Source organism: Rahnella sp. ATs2, from assembly GCF_051851855.1.
Taxonomy (GTDB): Bacteria; Pseudomonadota; Gammaproteobacteria; order Enterobacterales; family Enterobacteriaceae; genus Rahnella; species Rahnella variigena.
Map to the genome: position 1 here is coordinate 78,832 of NZ_JBLYPL010000008.1, position 15,922 is coordinate 94,753.

General features: G+C 53.0%; 15 protein-coding genes and 1 pseudogene. 8 read left to right on the forward strand and 8 right to left on the reverse strand.

Annotated elements, in window-relative coordinates; genetic code table 11:
* Positions 1 to 154: 154 nt before the first annotated feature.
* On the forward strand, positions 155 to 715 hold the full coding sequence (locus tag ACJY2G_RS10130) for a VOC family protein (protein WP_430319758.1): 561 nt from the start codon (positions 155 to 157) through the stop codon (positions 713 to 715).
* Here the strand turns inward: ACJY2G_RS10130 and ACJY2G_RS10135 are convergent.
* Entirely contained in the window at positions 712 to 1,860 is a 1,149-nt protein-coding gene (locus tag ACJY2G_RS10135; RefSeq protein WP_430319757.1) for a MalY/PatB family protein, read from the reverse strand. The genes ACJY2G_RS10130 and ACJY2G_RS10135 overlap by 4 nt on opposite strands.
* Before the next feature lie 113 nt (positions 1,861 to 1,973).
* Here ACJY2G_RS10135 and cutC point away from each other — a divergent pair, with 113 nt between their 5' ends.
* Positions 1,974 to 2,753 (forward strand): copper homeostasis protein CutC, encoded by a 780-nt coding sequence (gene cutC / locus ACJY2G_RS10140; RefSeq protein WP_120162664.1) that lies wholly within the window; start codon positions 1,974 to 1,976, stop codon positions 2,751 to 2,753.
* A gap of 393 nt (positions 2,754 to 3,146) precedes the next feature.
* On the opposite strand, the gene ACJY2G_RS10145 is transcribed toward cutC, so the two are convergent.
* The 6 genes from ACJY2G_RS10145 to ACJY2G_RS10170 form a co-directional block, all read right to left on the reverse strand.
* Positions 3,147 to 3,350: a hypothetical protein gene (locus ACJY2G_RS10145; RefSeq protein ID WP_430319756.1), complete on the reverse strand. Its 204-nt coding sequence runs from the start codon at positions 3,348 to 3,350 to the stop codon at positions 3,147 to 3,149.
* 170 nt (positions 3,351 to 3,520) lie between these two features.
* A complete protein-coding gene (cmoB, locus tag ACJY2G_RS10150; protein WP_439291686.1) occupies positions 3,521 to 4,492 on the reverse strand; it encodes a tRNA 5-methoxyuridine(34)/uridine 5-oxyacetic acid(34) synthase CmoB in 972 nt (323 codons plus the stop codon).
* On the reverse strand, positions 4,489 to 5,232 hold the full coding sequence (gene cmoA / locus ACJY2G_RS10155; protein WP_120162666.1) for a carboxy-S-adenosyl-L-methionine synthase CmoA: 744 nt from the start codon (positions 5,230 to 5,232) through the stop codon (positions 4,489 to 4,491). Before cmoA ends, cmoB begins: the two co-directional genes overlap by 4 nt.
* 136 nt (positions 5,233 to 5,368) lie before the next feature.
* Positions 5,369 to 5,764: an MAPEG family protein gene (locus tag ACJY2G_RS10160; protein WP_430319754.1), complete on the reverse strand. Its 396-nt coding sequence runs from the start codon at positions 5,762 to 5,764 to the stop codon at positions 5,369 to 5,371.
* Positions 5,765 to 5,872: 108 nt separating this feature from the next.
* Complete coding sequence (locus ACJY2G_RS10165) at positions 5,873 to 6,691, reverse strand: DUF72 domain-containing protein (protein WP_430319832.1); 819 nt, start codon at positions 6,689 to 6,691, stop codon at positions 5,873 to 5,875.
* A gap of 87 nt (positions 6,692 to 6,778) precedes the next feature.
* Complete coding sequence (locus ACJY2G_RS10170) at positions 6,779 to 7,354, reverse strand: hydrolase (RefSeq protein ID WP_120162669.1); 576 nt, start codon at positions 7,352 to 7,354, stop codon at positions 6,779 to 6,781.
* A 334-nt stretch (positions 7,355 to 7,688) separates the two neighbouring features.
* Between ACJY2G_RS10170 and aspS the strand changes: the two genes are divergently transcribed.
* The 6 genes from aspS (at position 7,689) to ruvB (ending at position 13,049) form a co-directional block, all read left to right on the forward strand.
* On the forward strand, positions 7,689 to 9,485 hold the full coding sequence (gene aspS, locus ACJY2G_RS10175; protein ID WP_430319753.1) for an aspartate--tRNA ligase: 1,797 nt from the start codon (positions 7,689 to 7,691) through the stop codon (positions 9,483 to 9,485).
* Positions 9,485 to 9,931 carry a dihydroneopterin triphosphate diphosphatase gene (gene nudB / locus ACJY2G_RS10180; RefSeq protein ID WP_439291687.1) on the forward strand — a complete coding sequence of 149 codons (447 nt, stop codon included), beginning with the start codon at positions 9,485 to 9,487 and terminating at the stop codon, positions 9,929 to 9,931. The genes aspS and nudB overlap by 1 nt, the downstream gene beginning before the upstream one ends.
* A 25-nt stretch (positions 9,932 to 9,956) precedes the next feature.
* Entirely contained in the window at positions 9,957 to 10,700 is a 744-nt protein-coding gene (locus ACJY2G_RS10185; RefSeq protein ID WP_013575035.1) for a YebC/PmpR family DNA-binding transcriptional regulator, read from the forward strand.
* A gap of 109 nt (positions 10,701 to 10,809) precedes the next feature.
* Complete coding sequence (ruvC, locus tag ACJY2G_RS10190) at positions 10,810 to 11,331, forward strand: crossover junction endodeoxyribonuclease RuvC (protein ID WP_015696865.1); 522 nt, start codon at positions 10,810 to 10,812, stop codon at positions 11,329 to 11,331.
* An 87-nt stretch (positions 11,332 to 11,418) separates the two neighbouring features.
* Entirely contained in the window at positions 11,419 to 12,033 is a 615-nt protein-coding gene (gene ruvA, locus ACJY2G_RS10195; RefSeq protein WP_120162754.1) for a Holliday junction branch migration protein RuvA, read from the forward strand.
* 8 nt (positions 12,034 to 12,041) lie between these two features.
* The gene (gene ruvB / locus ACJY2G_RS10200; RefSeq protein ID WP_120162671.1) at positions 12,042 to 13,049 is read left to right on the forward strand and encodes a Holliday junction branch migration DNA helicase RuvB; all 1,008 of its coding nucleotides are present in this window, start codon (positions 12,042 to 12,044) and stop codon (positions 13,047 to 13,049) included.
* Positions 13,050 to 13,114: 65 nt separating this feature from the next.
* On the opposite strand, the pseudogene ACJY2G_RS10205 reads toward ruvB, so the two are convergent.
* Positions 13,115 to 15,493: pseudogene (locus ACJY2G_RS10205) on the reverse strand (glycoside hydrolase family 3 N-terminal domain-containing protein).
* Positions 15,494 to 15,922 lie beyond the last annotated feature (429 nt).

Consider the following 15,922-nt stretch of genomic DNA (forward strand, 5'->3'; position numbering starts at 1 on the left):
TTATATCATATTAGCCCTGCGGCGTCAGTATCGCCGCACGCCTGACGGCAATGAAAACGCGATTCTGCGGCACGTCTCTGGCAACCGGATGAAAGGCTGTGTAAATTACCCGACCCTGAAGATAAGCAAACTGAAATGAGATAGGATACCTGCCATGAACCAAGTGCCTGAGTTACAGGATTTAGTCGACGATATGCCGCGGTTTGTCAGCGTATTGACGGCGTTTGCCGCAAAATTGCAGCTCAATCTGGGCGAGTTTCATGCGGATCATATTTCAGTGCGCTGTCACCAGAATACGACAGCGGACCGGTGGCGCGCCGGGCTGGAAAAATGCGGGCAACTGCTTAATGAAACGATGATTAACGGCAGGCCGATTTGCCTGTTTACTCTCAACGAGCCGCTGGTTGTCGGGCCGCTGAGTATCGATCTGGTCGAGTTACCTTATCCCGGCGATAAGCGCTATCCGCATGAAGGCTGGGAGCATATTGAGATTGTCCTTGAAGGTCACGAGGACGAATTGTATACGCGGGCGCTGGCACTGATTGCCGACGAAGCGCTGATGACGCCCGGTATAAAACTGAAACAAAGTGCGCCAAAGGGCGAGAATGAGCGGTTGCCTAACCCGACGCTGGCGATCACCGACGGGTCCGTGACCATCAAATTCCATCCCCACAGCTTGCGCGATATTGTTGCCAGCGAGAAGGCTGAAGGTTAACGTTCGAGCGACTGCAAGGCGGATTCCATACGGTCCATTGCCTTTTCCAGCAATGCCCGCTGGCAACCGAAATTGATGCGCACAAAACCGGGAGCACCAAATGCTGCGCCGCCGGAAAATCCGACGCCAGCTTCTACAAAGAACCGGTACGGATCCTTAACCGGCAATGCACTGGCATCAATCCAGCCGAGATACGTGCCTTCCGGTGGCAGCATACGTAATCCCGGCATGGCGTTGATTCTGGCTGTCACTAATTCCCGGTTTACACGCAAATAGTCGAGTTGTGCGCTGAGCCATTCTTCTCCGTCACGGTAAGCGGCGGTCGCAGCGACATAGGCCAGAATATTGACGTGCGGAACGATGCCCTCGCTGGTGTCGAGAAAGTTTTTCCGTAACTGAGGATTAGGGATGATGGCCATTGAGGCGCCGAGACCGGCCAGATTAAAGGTTTTCGACGGCGACAACAGGGTAATGGAGCGCTGTTCTGCATCGGCATTGAGCGAGGCAAACGGAATATGTTTCAGCCCCGGCTCGAGGATCAGGTCGCAGTGAATTTCATCGCAGCACACCACTAAATTGTGGCGTCGGGCGAACTCCTGTTGTTCCAGCAACTCTTCGCGGCGATAGACTGTTCCGCCCGGATTATACGGGTTGCATAGCATCAGCAACTTTTCGCTGCCATCCATTTGATTTTCGGCAGCGGCGAAATCGGCCACCCAACGCTGATTCTGCTCAATTACATTAACCGATTTAAACTGACGCCCTTCGGATTGCGCCGCCTGCATAAACGGCGGGTAAATCGGCGTGGGCATCAGGCTGGTCTCATGCTGACTCACGTTGGCGCGCACGGCGACGTTTAATCCGCAAACCAGTCCTGGCAGCCAGACAATCCATTCGGGGTTAATAGTCCAGCCGTAGCGTTCTGCCAGACGTTTTACTACTAAATCAATCAGTTCCGGCGGCGTAAATCCATAACCGAACACGCCTTCTGCCACGCGTTGCTGCAACTCTTTGATAACCTGAGGCGGAGAAGTGAAGTCGGTATCGGCGACCCAAAGTGGAATGACATCCTGATTATTGTATTTATTCCACTTAACGCTATCACTGTGACTGCGGTCTACCCATAAATCAAAATTGAGTGTCATAGTTAGCTTTCCTAAGCAAGCAGGTTGGGCGGGGATGCTCATCTCAAAGCCTACGCGACATGGCCGGTTACAGACAAGTGTTGTAGCATAATGCCGTAATCAGGAGAGATCACATGACTAAATTAGAAGTGTGTTGTTACAGCGTAGACTGTGCGTTGACAGCAGAACTGGCCGGAGCCGATCGCGTCGAATTATGCGCGAGTCAGGCTGACGGTGGGATTACGCCGAGTTACGGCACCCTCAAACTGGCGAGGGAAAAAGTGACAATCCCGGTACATCCGATTGTACGCCCGAGGGGTGGTGACTTTTGCTACAGCCAGAGCGAATTTGATGTGCTGAAAAGTGACATCGCCTGCATTCGTGATCTCGGTTTTCCGGGACTGGTCGTAGGTATGCTGGATGCGGAAGGGCATATCGATATGCCAAGAATGTGGGAAGTCATGGCGCTGTGCGGCGATATGGCCGTGACATTCCATCGCGCGTTCGATATGTGTCTCAATCCGAAGATTGCGTTAGAGCAGTTGACTCAGTTAGGGGTGGCGCGCATTCTGACTTCCGGACAGCAACAAAATGCAGAAGTAGGTTTACCGATGCTTCGGGAACTCAACCAGCTGACGCGTGGTCCAATCATTATGGCTGGCGCGGGCGTGCGACTGACCAATCTGCAAAAGTTTGTGGATATCGGGCTGACTGAATTGCACAGCTCGGCCGGACGTCAGGTGCCTTCTTCTATGCGTTACCGCAAAGCCGGTGTCACGATGAGTTCTGACACGGACTTTGATGAATTCAGTCGTTATTGCGTGGACGGCGATATTGTTGCCGCAATGAAAAGAACATTGCAGTTCGACGATGAAATATCCCGCTCGGCGTGGCGTAATAACTCAAAAGTTTAACCGGGTCACACGACCCTTATTGCGTCGCCCTGCGCAAGTACCAGGCCCCGTCACTTTGGCGGGGCTTTTTTTATTCTTCGTTCTTTATAAGTGCGGGAAAACTGCGGGGGGATTACTGTTGTTAATGACCGGAATGACTTCTCAGCCCCAGGTCAGCAATGCCACGCCAAACATCCCTGCTTTAACGACCAGACACATGACAAAAAGACCTAAAACAATGACGGCGCGGTCCATGAGGAAACGAATTCTTCTGCGCATTGATTTCTCCGCGAAATAATCGCGTACGGATAAATTGGTTGGCCGAATTTATACACGAAAAACTATCAATCAATCCAATGTTATAACGTCAAAACGCGAAGCTTTACAAAGGGCTTTGACAGAAGAGGGGAACCGCTACTTTTCGTAGAAGTTTTTTATCCTGATCGCGACGTCAATATTGGCCCAGTGTAATTCTTCCTCTTTATGCAGACTGCTGCTGCCATCTTCCCAGGAAACGAAATAGGACACGGTGCCTGTCTGTGATTCGAAGGTATTCATGATGCGACCTTTGATATCTCCGGATCTGTGTTTAACGATGCTGCCTTTAGGGAATTTCATACTTCCTCCCAATACGTTAGCGACGATCTCTGTCATAACAAACAGATACCCTCAATAAAGGTTAGACCTTTTTACGGCGCGATGTACAGAGCCATGTGGCTGAAAGTGAGGGTAAAGTGTGAGCAATAAATTCCGCCAGACCTGAGGATGTCTGGCGGAGGAAGAGGGAGTTAGGGCTTGCGGGCGATAAGCAGGGCGCGACGTGGTGCCGGATAGCCTTCGATAGTTTTAGTCGGGTCGTTCGGGTCGAGGAATTCAGCCAGTGATTCACTGGTCATCCAGTCGGTACGGCGCTGTTCTTCCAGCGTTGTGACGCTGACATCCGCAATGCGTACATCAACAAAGCCGCATTTGATCAGCCAGTTTTTCAGTGCTGCTGCAGAAGGGATGAAATAGATATTCCCCATCTGCGCGTAACGGTCGCCCGGTACCAGTACCTGCTCGCTGTCGCCTTCAATCACTAAGGTTTCCAGCACCAGTTCGCCCCCGCTGACCAGCTGATTTTTCAGCTGCAGAAGGTGATCCAGCGGCGAACGACGGTGGTACAAAACGCCCATCGAGAACACCGTATCGAACGCGTTAAGCTCAGGTAATTGTTCGATACCCAACGGCAAAAGGTGCGCGCGCTGATCGCCGCCCAGCAATTTACGCACGGCCTCGAACTGACACAGGAACAGCTGCATCGGGTCGATACCCACGGCCAGATGCGCGCCTGCGCCAATCATGCGCCACATGTGGTATCCGCTGCCGCAGCCGACATCAAGAATAGTGCGGCCTGCCAGCGAAGAGATATGCGGCAGAACGCGATCCCATTTCCAGTCAGAACGCCATTCGGTATTGATTTCAACATTGTACAGCGAAAATGGCCCTTTACGCCATGGCATCATATTGCGCAGCAGATTTTCAATCCCTTCGCGCTGACCGGCTGGCAAAGGCACTTCCATATTAGCGCTGACACTGTGCAGTAAATCCAGACGTTCTGGCTGCAACAGTGGCAAACGATCGACGGAGTTAAACCACAGTTTGAACTTGCCGTGCAGCGATTCTTTCTGCCATGCAGTCAGTTGTGATGGCAGGGTATTGAGCCACGGGCTCAGCGGCCCTTTGGCGATAACGCGATAAAAATCACCGAAATCAATCATTCTGCTTCTCCGGCTTTCAGCGCGATAAGTGAACCGAAGTTAAAGCACTGGAACCAGACTTCTGTGTGCTGGAATCCGGCCTGGTGCAGGCGGGCTTTGTGAGTTTCAACTGAATCAGTCAGCATTACATTTTCGAGCATGCTGCGTTTCTGGCTGATTTCCAGCTCGCTGTAGCCGTTCGCACGTTTAAAATCGTGATGCATATTGAACAGCAGTTCGCCGACGTCTTTATCTTCAAAGCTGAATTTTTCAGACAGCACCAGCGCTGCCCCCGGACGCATACCCTGATATACCTGATTAAGTAAGCGCTGGCGGTCAGCCGGTTCAAGGAATTGCAGCGTAAAGTTAAGCACCACCATCGAGGCATTTTTCAGCTCGATATCCAGAATGTCGGATTCAATCACGTTAACCGGGGTATCGGCACGGAAAGCATCAATGTGGCGGCGGCAGCGTTCCACCATGGCGGGGGAGTTATCGACAGCAATGATTTCGCAGCCCGGAACCTTGATGTTGCGACGCATCGACAGCGTGGCAGCACCCAGCGAGCAGCCCAGATCGTAGACATTCGAGTCGGGCTGAACGAAGCGCTCGGCGAGCATACCAATCATCGAAATAATGTTGGAATAGCCCGGAACTGAGCGTTGGATCATGTCAGGGAAAACTTCAGCAACGCGTTCATCGAACGTCCAGTCGCCCAGCTTATCTATTGGTGCAGAAAACAGCGTATCGTGGTTTGCCATAGCGGTGAGTCAGGCCAAAAAGAGTGTGGGTAAAAAGTTGAGGGCAGATTTTAGCAGATACTGGCGCAGGCAGATACCTGCGCGCTCGGGTGTTGTTTCAAAACTGCATCAAAACAGCCCGGGGAAAGCGGGGAGATCAGTCGAAGTTCAAAAATTGTGACCATGGCAGATAGATAATATTCACCACGACCATCAGCACCAGCGAGATATACGTGGCGCCCATGCCGTTGCGGCGCCAGGCAAATTCGCGGTTCTTCAGCCCGTAATAATGGAATAACCGGCCCAGAATCAACAACAAACCGCAGGCGTGGACTGTCCAGATGGGCGAACCGTTCATTTCCATAAACAGCAGCAGTAAACAGCCAATCGGCAGATATTCTACGGCGTTACCGTGGACACGGATGGCAGTTTGTAATTCGTAGGAACCGCCGTCGCCGGTGGCAATGCGGTATTGCATCCGCAGGCGGACAACATCGAAAGAGAGTTTGATCAAAAGTATGGCAGCAAGCACGACATATAACGCGCTAATCATGATGACTTCCTTGGTTAATCCCTGTTATCTGGCGGAACTAATACCTTCCGCTACGCTGCTATGATAACGGGCTGCCGTAAGACTGTCGTCAGAAAATCCTGAATATTCTCAGAACAAGGTGTCCTGTTCCGGCCAGTCAGGTGCGGGCTGAACAGAGGGCATTTGCCGGTGCAAATCCTGCCACAGGCTGCGCGCCTGCTGCGGGGCATCGGTACAGTCAGGCGTATGAATAAACAGATACGGTGATAATCCCTGTGATTGCCAGTCGTCGAGTTTTTTAATCCACTGTCCGAACAGCGGACGGTTAGCGTCCAGACTGTCGCCACCGATAAAACGCACAATGGGCCGGGATGATGTCGCCAGCGCGTGCAACGGAAGAATCGGTTTTTTGCGTTTAGCTTCGAGGACTGCTTCAGTTGTGGACTTCGAACTGTGAACCGGACGGCTGTCGAGAATGGCGCGGTTAATTCCACGCTGATGTAAGCCCTGATTCAGCGCACGTTCTTCCTCGCCTTTGTTAAAAAAATCTTGATGGCGCACTTCAACGCCGTAATCGAAACCCGCGGGAAGGGCATCCAGAAATTGCCACAGTCGGTCAAGGTGAACGGGGGCAAAGGTGGCAGGAAGTTGCAGCCAGAGCTGGCCAATGCGTTCACCGAGCGGTTCGAGCGTGCGGTAAAACAAATCGACGTTTTCCTGACAATTCGTCAGTGCCGCTTTATGGCTGATATCCGATGGGAATTTGAAACAAAAACGGAAAGATTCCGGCGTCATGTCGCGCCAGCGCATTACCACTTCATGTTTGGGCAGGGCGTAAAAGGTGGTATTGCCTTCGACGCAATTGAAATACCGCGCGTAATCGGCCAGATCACGCAAACCGATTTTTGCCCAGGCGTTGTGGTGCCATTGCGGTAAACCAATATACATAATCATGCTCCCTGTTTTCTGAGCCGGAATTCCCAAATAAAACGCCGCCTCAGCGGGCGGCGTTCAGGCAAGAAATTCAGGGTAACGTTACTCCGGCAGAGCGGCAAGCACTTCGGCAGTTGAACGTACGCGACTGATACGCGGGAAGATAAATTGCACGCTGGACTGATGATGGTCATTGTTGTGCGCGCTGCAGGCGTCTTCAGCAATGACAAGTTCATAGCCGTGTTCCCAGGCGTTACGCGCGGTGGATTCCACGCCGATGTTAGTGGAGATACCCGCCAGCACGATGCTTTTGATGCCACGACGACGCAGTTGCAGATCCAGATCGGTGCCATAGAATGCGCCCCACTGGCGCTTAATCACCAGCAGATCGCTGTCGGTGACGCCCAGCTGTTCAGGAAATTCCCACCAGCTTGCAGGTAAACCGCCTTCCGGCGCAGCCGCAGGGATATCAACCGGTTGTTTCAGCGCTTCGTCAAAAGAATCTGACCAGCCCACGCGAACCATGACGACCGGCGCGCCCAGTTTACGAAAACGGTTTGCCAGTTCAGTGGCATTATCCAGCACCTGCTGTGCGGTGTGCGGGCCACCAGCGAACGGTAAAATCCCTTTCTGTAAGTCGATCAGTACCAGTGCGGTAGTTTTTGGGTCAAGTTTCATGTGTAGCTCCCGGTTTTCAATAGGGTAATGAGAGAAAGGAATTATTTACTGCGTGTACAAAGGGGATGGCGCGAGTCTATTCTAACGGGCAGACTGAAATGAGATAATTTTGTTAAATTATGTGTAGCTTGCAACACGAATGAATTTCCGCGTCAGCGTTGACGTGTTCGTACTTATCCTTCGCCGGAAATTCCTTTATAATAGCCGCCTTTTTTCGACCTGAATAAAACCCATTCCGAGCGCTGCTGAGTTTTGCGGCGAACGACCAGAGTCAATAACCGTTTCTGTGCCTGTGCGCCATGAGGCCGGGTAGTGGGATCAAAAGGATACCGTTATGCGTACTGTATATTGTGGAAAACTGAATGCGTCCAATGTGGGCCAGGAAGTAACATTGTGTGGCTGGGTTAACCGTCGCCGCGATTTGGGTGGTTTGATTTTCATCGATATGCGTGACCGCGAAGGCATCGTTCAGGTTTTCTTCGACCCGGATCAGGCTGAAGCCTACAAACTGGCGTCTGAACTGCGTAACGAATTCTGTATTCAGCTGACCGGTACCGTGCGTGCGCGTCCTGAAAGCCAGTTCAACAAAGACATGGCGACCGGTGAAGTGGAAGTGTTCGCCAGCAATCTGAACATCATCAACCGTTCTGAATCGCTGCCGCTGGATTCCAACCACGTCAACACTGAAGAAGCGCGTCTGAAATACCGCTATCTGGATCTGCGTCGTCCTGAAATGGCTAACCGCCTGAAAGCCCGTGCAAAAATTACCAGCTTCGTGCGCCGTTTCATGGACAGCCATGACTTCCTCGACATCGAAACCCCGATGCTCACCAAAGCCACGCCGGAAGGAGCGCGTGACTATCTGGTGCCGAGCCGTGTGCATAAAGGCAAGTTCTACGCCTTGCCGCAGTCTCCTCAGCTGTTCAAACAGCTGCTGATGATGTCCGGTTTCGACCGTTACTATCAGATTGTTAAATGCTTCCGTGACGAAGATTTACGTGCTGACCGCCAGCCTGAATTCACCCAGATCGACGTGGAAACCTCCTTCATGAGCGCTGAACAAGTGCGTGAAGTGATGGAAAAACTGGCCCGCGAACTGTGGCAGGAAGTGAAAGGCGTGGATCTGGGCGATTTTCCGATCATGACTTTTGCAGAGGCTATGCGTCGTTTCGGTTCTGATAAACCGGACCTGCGTAACCCGATGGAAATGGTCGATGTGGCTGACCTGATGAAAAACATCGAGTTTAAAGTCTTTGCTGATCCGGCTAACGATCCGAAAGGCCGCGTGGCTGCGCTGCGTGTTCCGGGCGGTGCATCCCTGAGCCGTAAGCAAATCGACGAATACGCAAAATTCATCGAAATCTATGGCGCGAAAGGTCTGGCATACATCAAAGTGAATGAAGTGGCGAAAGGTCTGGAAGGTATCCAGAGCCCGGTCGCGAAATTCCTTAACGAAGAACTGCTGGCAGCCCTGATCGAACGTACCGACGCGCAAGATGGCGACATGATCTTCTTCGGCGCAGCCAGCGCGAAGATTGTGACTGACGCGATTGGCGCACTGCGTCTGAAAGTTGGCCGTGATCTGAAAATCACCAAAGAAGACATGTGGGCTCCGCTGTGGGTTATTGACTTCCCGATGTTTGAAGACACCGACGAAGGCGGCCTGAGCGCCATGCACCACCCGTTCACTGCGCCAAAAGACATGACGGCAGAAGAACTGGCGGCGAACCCGGTTTCCGCTATCGCAAACGCCTACGACATGGTGATCAACGGCTACGAAGTGGGCGGCGGTTCTGTGCGTATTCACCGCAGCGAAATGCAGCAAACCGTGTTCAGCATTCTGGGTATTAACGAGCACGAACAGCGCGAGAAATTCGGCTTCCTGCTCGATGCCCTGAAATACGGTACGCCTCCGCATGCGGGTCTGGCATTTGGTCTGGATCGTCTGGTGATGTTGCTGACCGGTACCGACAATATCCGTGACGTGATCGCCTTCCCGAAAACTACCGCGGCTGCGTGTCTGATGACCGAAGCGCCAAGCTTTGCCAACCCGGCTTCACTGCTGGAACTGGGCATCGCAGTGGTGGCGAAAAAAGAAGTGACGCCAGACACAAATACAGAGAATAACTAATGAGCTATAAGCGTCCTGAGTCGATACTGTGCGTCATCTACGCCAGAAACACCGGCAGGGTGCTGATGCTCCAACGAAAGGATGACCCGAATTTCTGGCAGTCGGTGACCGGCAGTCTGGAAGGCGGGGAATCCCCGAATCAAACCACGCAGCGTGAAGTCATGGAAGAGGTCGGTATCGACATTGCAGGTGAAAACCTGACTCTGCAGGATTGCCAGCGCTGCGAGGACTTTGAAATATTTGCGCATTTGCGCCATCGCTATGCTCCCGGCGTGACCCGTAACAAAGAACATTGGTTCTGTCTGGCGTTACCCGACGAGCGTGATGTGGTTCTTACTGAACATCATGCGTACCGGTGGCTCGATAAATCCGCAGCGTCTGCGCTGACGGTCTCTCCGAGCAACCAGCAGGCGATTGAAGAATTTGTAAACTATTCGGTCTGTTAAGACTTAAGACTTTTTGGAGATATTTATGGCAGGTCACAGTAAGTGGGCCAACACCAAGCACCGCAAAGCGGCGCAAGATTCTAAACGCGGCAAAATTTTCACAAAAATCATTCGTGAGCTGGTGACAGCGGCACGTCTGGGCGGCGGCGATGCGGGTTCAAACCCACGTCTGCGCGCGGCGATTGATAAAGCGCTGTCGAACAACATGACCCGCGACACCCTCAACCGTGCTATCGCACGTGGCGTGGGCGGTGACGAAGACACCAACATGGAAACCATCATTTATGAAGGTTACGGCCCGGGTGGCTCAGCCATCATGGTTGAATGTCTGAGTGATAACCGCAACCGTACCGTGGCAGAAGTGCGTCATGCCTTCACCAAAACCGGTGGCAATCTGGGTACCGACGGTTCCGTGGCTTACCTGTTCTCCAAAAAAGGCGTGATCACTTTCGCTCCTGGCCTGGACGAAGACGTGCTGATGGAAGCCGCGCTGGAAGCGGGCGCTGAAGACATCATCTCTTACGATGACGGCGCTATCGATGTCTTCACTGCCTGGGAAAATCTGGGCGAAGTGAAAGATGCGCTGGAAGCTGCCGGTTACAAAGCTGATTCCGCTGAAGTCACCATGATCCCATCGACCAAAGCCGACATGGATGCAGAAACTGCACCTAAATTGTTACGCCTGATCGACATGCTGGAAGATTGTGACGATGTGCAGGAGGTTTACCACAACGGTGAAATCTCCGACGAGATCGCAGAAACTCTGTAATCTCAGTGCCGCCGGTGGCTACCACCGGCTGGCTATCCTGTTGTGCCTCAGCAGTTTATACTCTCCCCCAACTTTCCAAAAAAACGACAACACAAGGCGTTGACTGGCTATGGCTATTATTCTGGGGATCGACCCCGGTTCGCGTATTACCGGCTATGGCATTATCCGCCAGACAGGGCGTCAGCTCAGCTATCTCGGCAGCGGGTGTATCCGCACGGTGGTGGATGATATGCCGGGACGTCTGAAACTGATTTATGCCGGTGTGTCGGAAATCATTACGCAATTTCAGCCTGATTTTTTTGCCATCGAATCCGTCTTTATGGCGAAGAATGCCGACTCGGCGTTAAAGCTCGGGCAGGCACGTGGCGCGGCGATCGTGGCAGCGGTGAATCAGGATTTGCCGGTGTTTGAATACGCGGCGAGGCAGGTGAAACAGACTGTCGTGGGTACCGGTGCGGCTGAAAAATCGCAGGTTCAGCATATGGTGCGTTCAATCCTGAAATTACCGGCCAATCCCCAGGCGGATGCCGCCGATGCGCTGGCGATTGCGATTACACATTGCCACATGAGCCAGAACGCCATTCGTCTGAGCTCAGACAAATTACAGATGGCTCGCGGACGTATGCGATAGACGCCGCAAGTCCATTAGGCTGGATATTCATCCAGCCTTTTTTATGATATAAACATCGCTGCTTTTGACCTGATAAGGAAAATGAACGTGATAGGCAGACTACGAGGCATTATTCTGGAAAAACAGCCCCCTTTGGTGCTGCTTGAAACTAACGGCGTGGGCTATGAAGTGCATATGCCGATGACCTGTTTTTACGAATTGCCGGAGCTGGGTCAGGAAGCTATCATCTTCACGCAATTTATCGTCCGTGAAGATGCGCAACTGCTCTACGGATTTAACGATAAACAAGAGCGCGCACTGTTCCGTGAACTGATCAAAGTGAACGGCGTGGGGCCCAAGCTGGCGCTGGCCATTCTGTCAGGCATGTCGGCACAGCAGTTTGTCAGTGCGGTAGAAAAGGAAGAAATCACCGCATTAATCAAATTACCTGGCGTCGGTAAGAAAACCGCAGAACGCCTGGTCGTTGAAATGAAAGACCGGTTTAAAGGATTAAACGGTGATCTATTTAACAATCATACTGATATCACGCTACCTGCATCGGCGTCGAAAGCTAAAGAATCTGATGCCGAAGGCGAAGCCGTTGCAGCCCTGATATCCCTCGGATACAAACCACCGGAAGCCAGCCGCATGATCAGCAAAGTGGCCAGGCCGGGTGCGGAATCTGAAACGTTGATTAGAGAAGCGTTGCGCGCAGCGCTGTGAGGTAAACGATGATTGAAGCTGACCGCCTGATTTCTTCCGAAGTCTTCAGTGAAGAAGAAGTCATTGACCGTGCGATACGCCCGAAGTTGCTCAGCGAATACGTCGGGCAACCGCATGTGCGTTCGCAAATGGAAATCTTTATTCAGGCGGCCAAGCAACGCAAAGATGCGCTCGATCACCTGTTGATTTTCGGGCCGCCTGGGCTGGGTAAAACCACGCTGGCCAATATCGTCGCTAACGAAATGGGCGTGAATCTGCGCACAACCTCGGGCCCGGTGCTGGAAAAAGCCGGTGATCTGGCCGCGATGCTGACCAATCTTGAGCCGCACGACGTGCTGTTCATCGATGAAATCCACCGTCTGTCGCCGGTTGTTGAAGAAATTTTGTATCCGGCAATGGAAGATTATCAGCTGGATATCATGATTGGTGAAGGTCCGGCAGCGCGTTCTATCAAACTCGATTTACCCCCTTTTACCCTGATTGGTGCCACCACTCGCGCCGGTTCTCTGACGTCACCACTGCGTGACCGTTTTGGTATCGTGCAACGTCTGGAGTTCTATCAGGTGGCGGATTTGCAGCACATTGTCGGGCGCAGTGCGTCTTGTCTCGGGCTGGAATTGTCGGAAGAGGGCGCGCATCAGATAGCCCGCCGTTCACGCGGTACACCGCGTATCGCTAACCGCCTGTTGCGCCGTGTGCGTGACTTCGCGGAAGTCAAAGGCGATGGCACCATTAATGGTGATGTGGCTAACGGCGCGCTGGACATGCTGGATGTCGATGCCGAGGGTTTCGATTACATGGACCGCAAACTATTGCTGGCGATTATCGATAAGTTCACCGGCGGGCCGGTCGGGCTGGATAACTTAGCCGCGGCAATTGGTGAAGAGCGCGAGACGATTGAAGACGTCATCGAACCGTTCCTGATCCAGCAAGGCTTTATTCAGCGCACACCGCGCGGGCGTATGGCGACCAATCATGCGTATAAGCACTTCGGGATCACCAGAGAATCTGAGTAAACGATTTTGCACGCATAAAAACGGACGCCCTGAGCGTCCGTTTTGCTTATTTCAGCCAGCAGAAATTACTGACTGACTTCACAACGGCTGACCATCCGCCAGTGACGTGGCAACTCGCGCACTTCACCCGCCAGAATCACCTTTCCTGTTGCATGAATATCGGCGCTTGAAGAGCCCACCTGAACTTCAACAGAACCCGGTTCGACGATGCGCTTACCCGCGTGACTGGTAAAATTCAGCATGTCGGTCGGGATGCTGAAATTCAGCGTTGCGGTTTGTCCGGCGTCCAGCGTTACGCGCTCAAAAGCCTTGAGTTCCTTCACCGGGCGCACCAGTGATGCCACGCAGTCACGCAGATAAACCTGCACCACCTCGCTGCCCGTCTGATTTCCGGTATTGGTGACTTTGATTTGTACTGCAATATCGCCATTTTCGATAGCGACCGGTTGCTGATTGAGTTGCAGATCGTGATAGCGGAACGTGGTGCCGCTTAGCCCGTAGCCAAACGGGTATTTTGCGCCAAAGTGGAACGCAATCGGTGTGCCGCCACTTTTCAGTTTGTGATTGTAATAATACGGCATGGCACCGGCGCTTTTCGGTACGGAAACCACCAGCCTGCCGGACGGTGCTTCTTTACCGCTGACGATATCGGCAATTGCACGTCCGCCTTCCTGACCGGGCGCAAACGCCATCAGGAATCCGGCGACTTTTTCCTCCAGTCCGCTAAGTGAATACGGACGACCGCCGGTCATCACCACAATGGTCGGTTTGCCGGTCGCGACAATCTCTTCCAGCAACTGTTGCTGAACGCCCGGTAATTGCAGGCTGTCCGTATCAGAACCTTCACCGACCGTGCCGCTCTGGAATAATCCGGCCAGATCGCCGACAAACACAAACGCGACATCACTTTCCTGCGCCAGTTTCACGGCCTGTGGGATAAGCACGGTACTTCGTGATACCGGCGACTTTTGCATGGCTGAACCGGTATCGCCGGGGAAGACCGGCGCGCCCGCTGTGCGTTTTTCAAGAATATGGCAACCTTTTGCATACCGGATATTTTGCTCGCCGTAGGCGTCGCGCAAGGCCTGTAACGGCGTGGTGACCTGTTCCGTCTGCGCATCCATTTCGCTGATGATCAGATGCACGGGGAAGCTGTAACCGCTAAGCAACGCCAGCGGATCGTCTGCCGTCGGGCCGATCACTGCGATTTTCTGCCCGGATTTGGGTTTCAGCGGAAGGATGCCATTATTCTCCAGCAAGGTGATGGAACGGACAGCGGCTTTCCAGGCCAGTTCCCGCGTGGCGGGTTGTTGCATTTGTGGCTGCGGATCACGTACGTAAGGCTGTTCAAACAGCCCGAGGCGGAATTTTTCAGTCAGCACGCGGGCGACGATCTCGTCAATTTTCGCCATATCAATCAGGCCACGTGAAACAGCATCGGCCAGATGCTGCGCGCAGTCACCTTTCGGCAATTCGATATCCAGACCGGCATTAAACGCCAGCGCGGCGGATTCCGCGTCGTCATGGCTGACACCGTGATGCTGATGCAGCAGGCTGACGCCGCCGTAATCGGCAACAATCAGACCATCGAATCCCCACTGTTCGCGCAAAACTTCGGTCAGCAGGAAGTGATCGCTGTGACAAGGCTGGCCGTCGATGTCGTGATAAGCCGGCATCACCGAACCGGCATTCGCCAGCTTTACCGCCATCTCAAACGGCAGCAGGAAGGTGTCATTCAGCTCGCGAAAACCCAGATGCACCGGCGCATGATTGCGAGCCCCTTCGCTGAAAGAATGCCCGACGTAATGTTTCAGCGTTGCCAGCAGGTCACGCTTTTCGCCCTGCAAACCGCGCACGTAAGCCGTCGCCATGACGCCAACAAGATACGGATCTTCGCCAAAGGTTTCCTCAGTTCGACCCCAGCGGACATCGCGGGAAACATCCAGCACCGGCGCCAGGCCCTGATGACAACCAACGCTTTGCGCTTCATCGCGGATAGCGCCTGCAATTTGCTCCATCAGTTGCGGATCCCACGTCGAGGCATAACTCAGGGAAGAGGGAAACAGCGTGGCATCTTTGCACAACAGGCCGACCAGACACTCTTCGTGGAACATCGCCGGAATGCCCAGCCGTGTTTCTTAAACCAGCATTTTTTGCAGCCGGTTCAGGGCGCGCACGCCTTCTTCCGGGCTGACCACGTGCGTTCCCAGTGGGCGCGTGATTTGTCCCGCGCCCAGCGCCAGTTGCTCCTCCAGCGCCAGAGTCTGTTTATGCCTGGCAAAATCATCGCTAAGATCGGACCGTTCTTTATGCTTCCCGTTGCTGTCGAGGATCAGCCAGAACGCGTGCATCTGGGCATATTTCTCAGCGGGCGTCATGCGGGCGAGCAGGTCGGCGACGCGGGTAGCGACGGGCTGTGAAGCATCCTGATACAGGTGAGTCATATTATATCTCCTTGATTTACCGGATGGGAACGCACGGATAACGCGTTAAAAGACGAAATATAAAAAGAAGTATTGAGAATGGACTGCCCGTAAACAATTGAGGAAACGAATATGCATTTTACGTTATTTAATTTTGTTTCCGGTTTGTGAGCAGGATCAGATTGAAGGTGATCCGGTCAGGCATCTGCTTTTCGCACAAATTCTGAAGCCGATCACAGTTTCATCATCCGGCGGATATTACGACTTGTTTCTTCTGACGATTCGCCAGAGAATCCTTTTCAGAAAGCAGGATTGTTACTGTCTGACAGGCAAAACCTAAACTTCTCGTTTTTTCGCATATTGCGAAAAGGCCGGAAGTTTAGGTTTTTTTTTGGCCTGAATTCAGGGGCCGGCCGCCCCTTTGAAATACAACGGCAATGTCGTGCACGA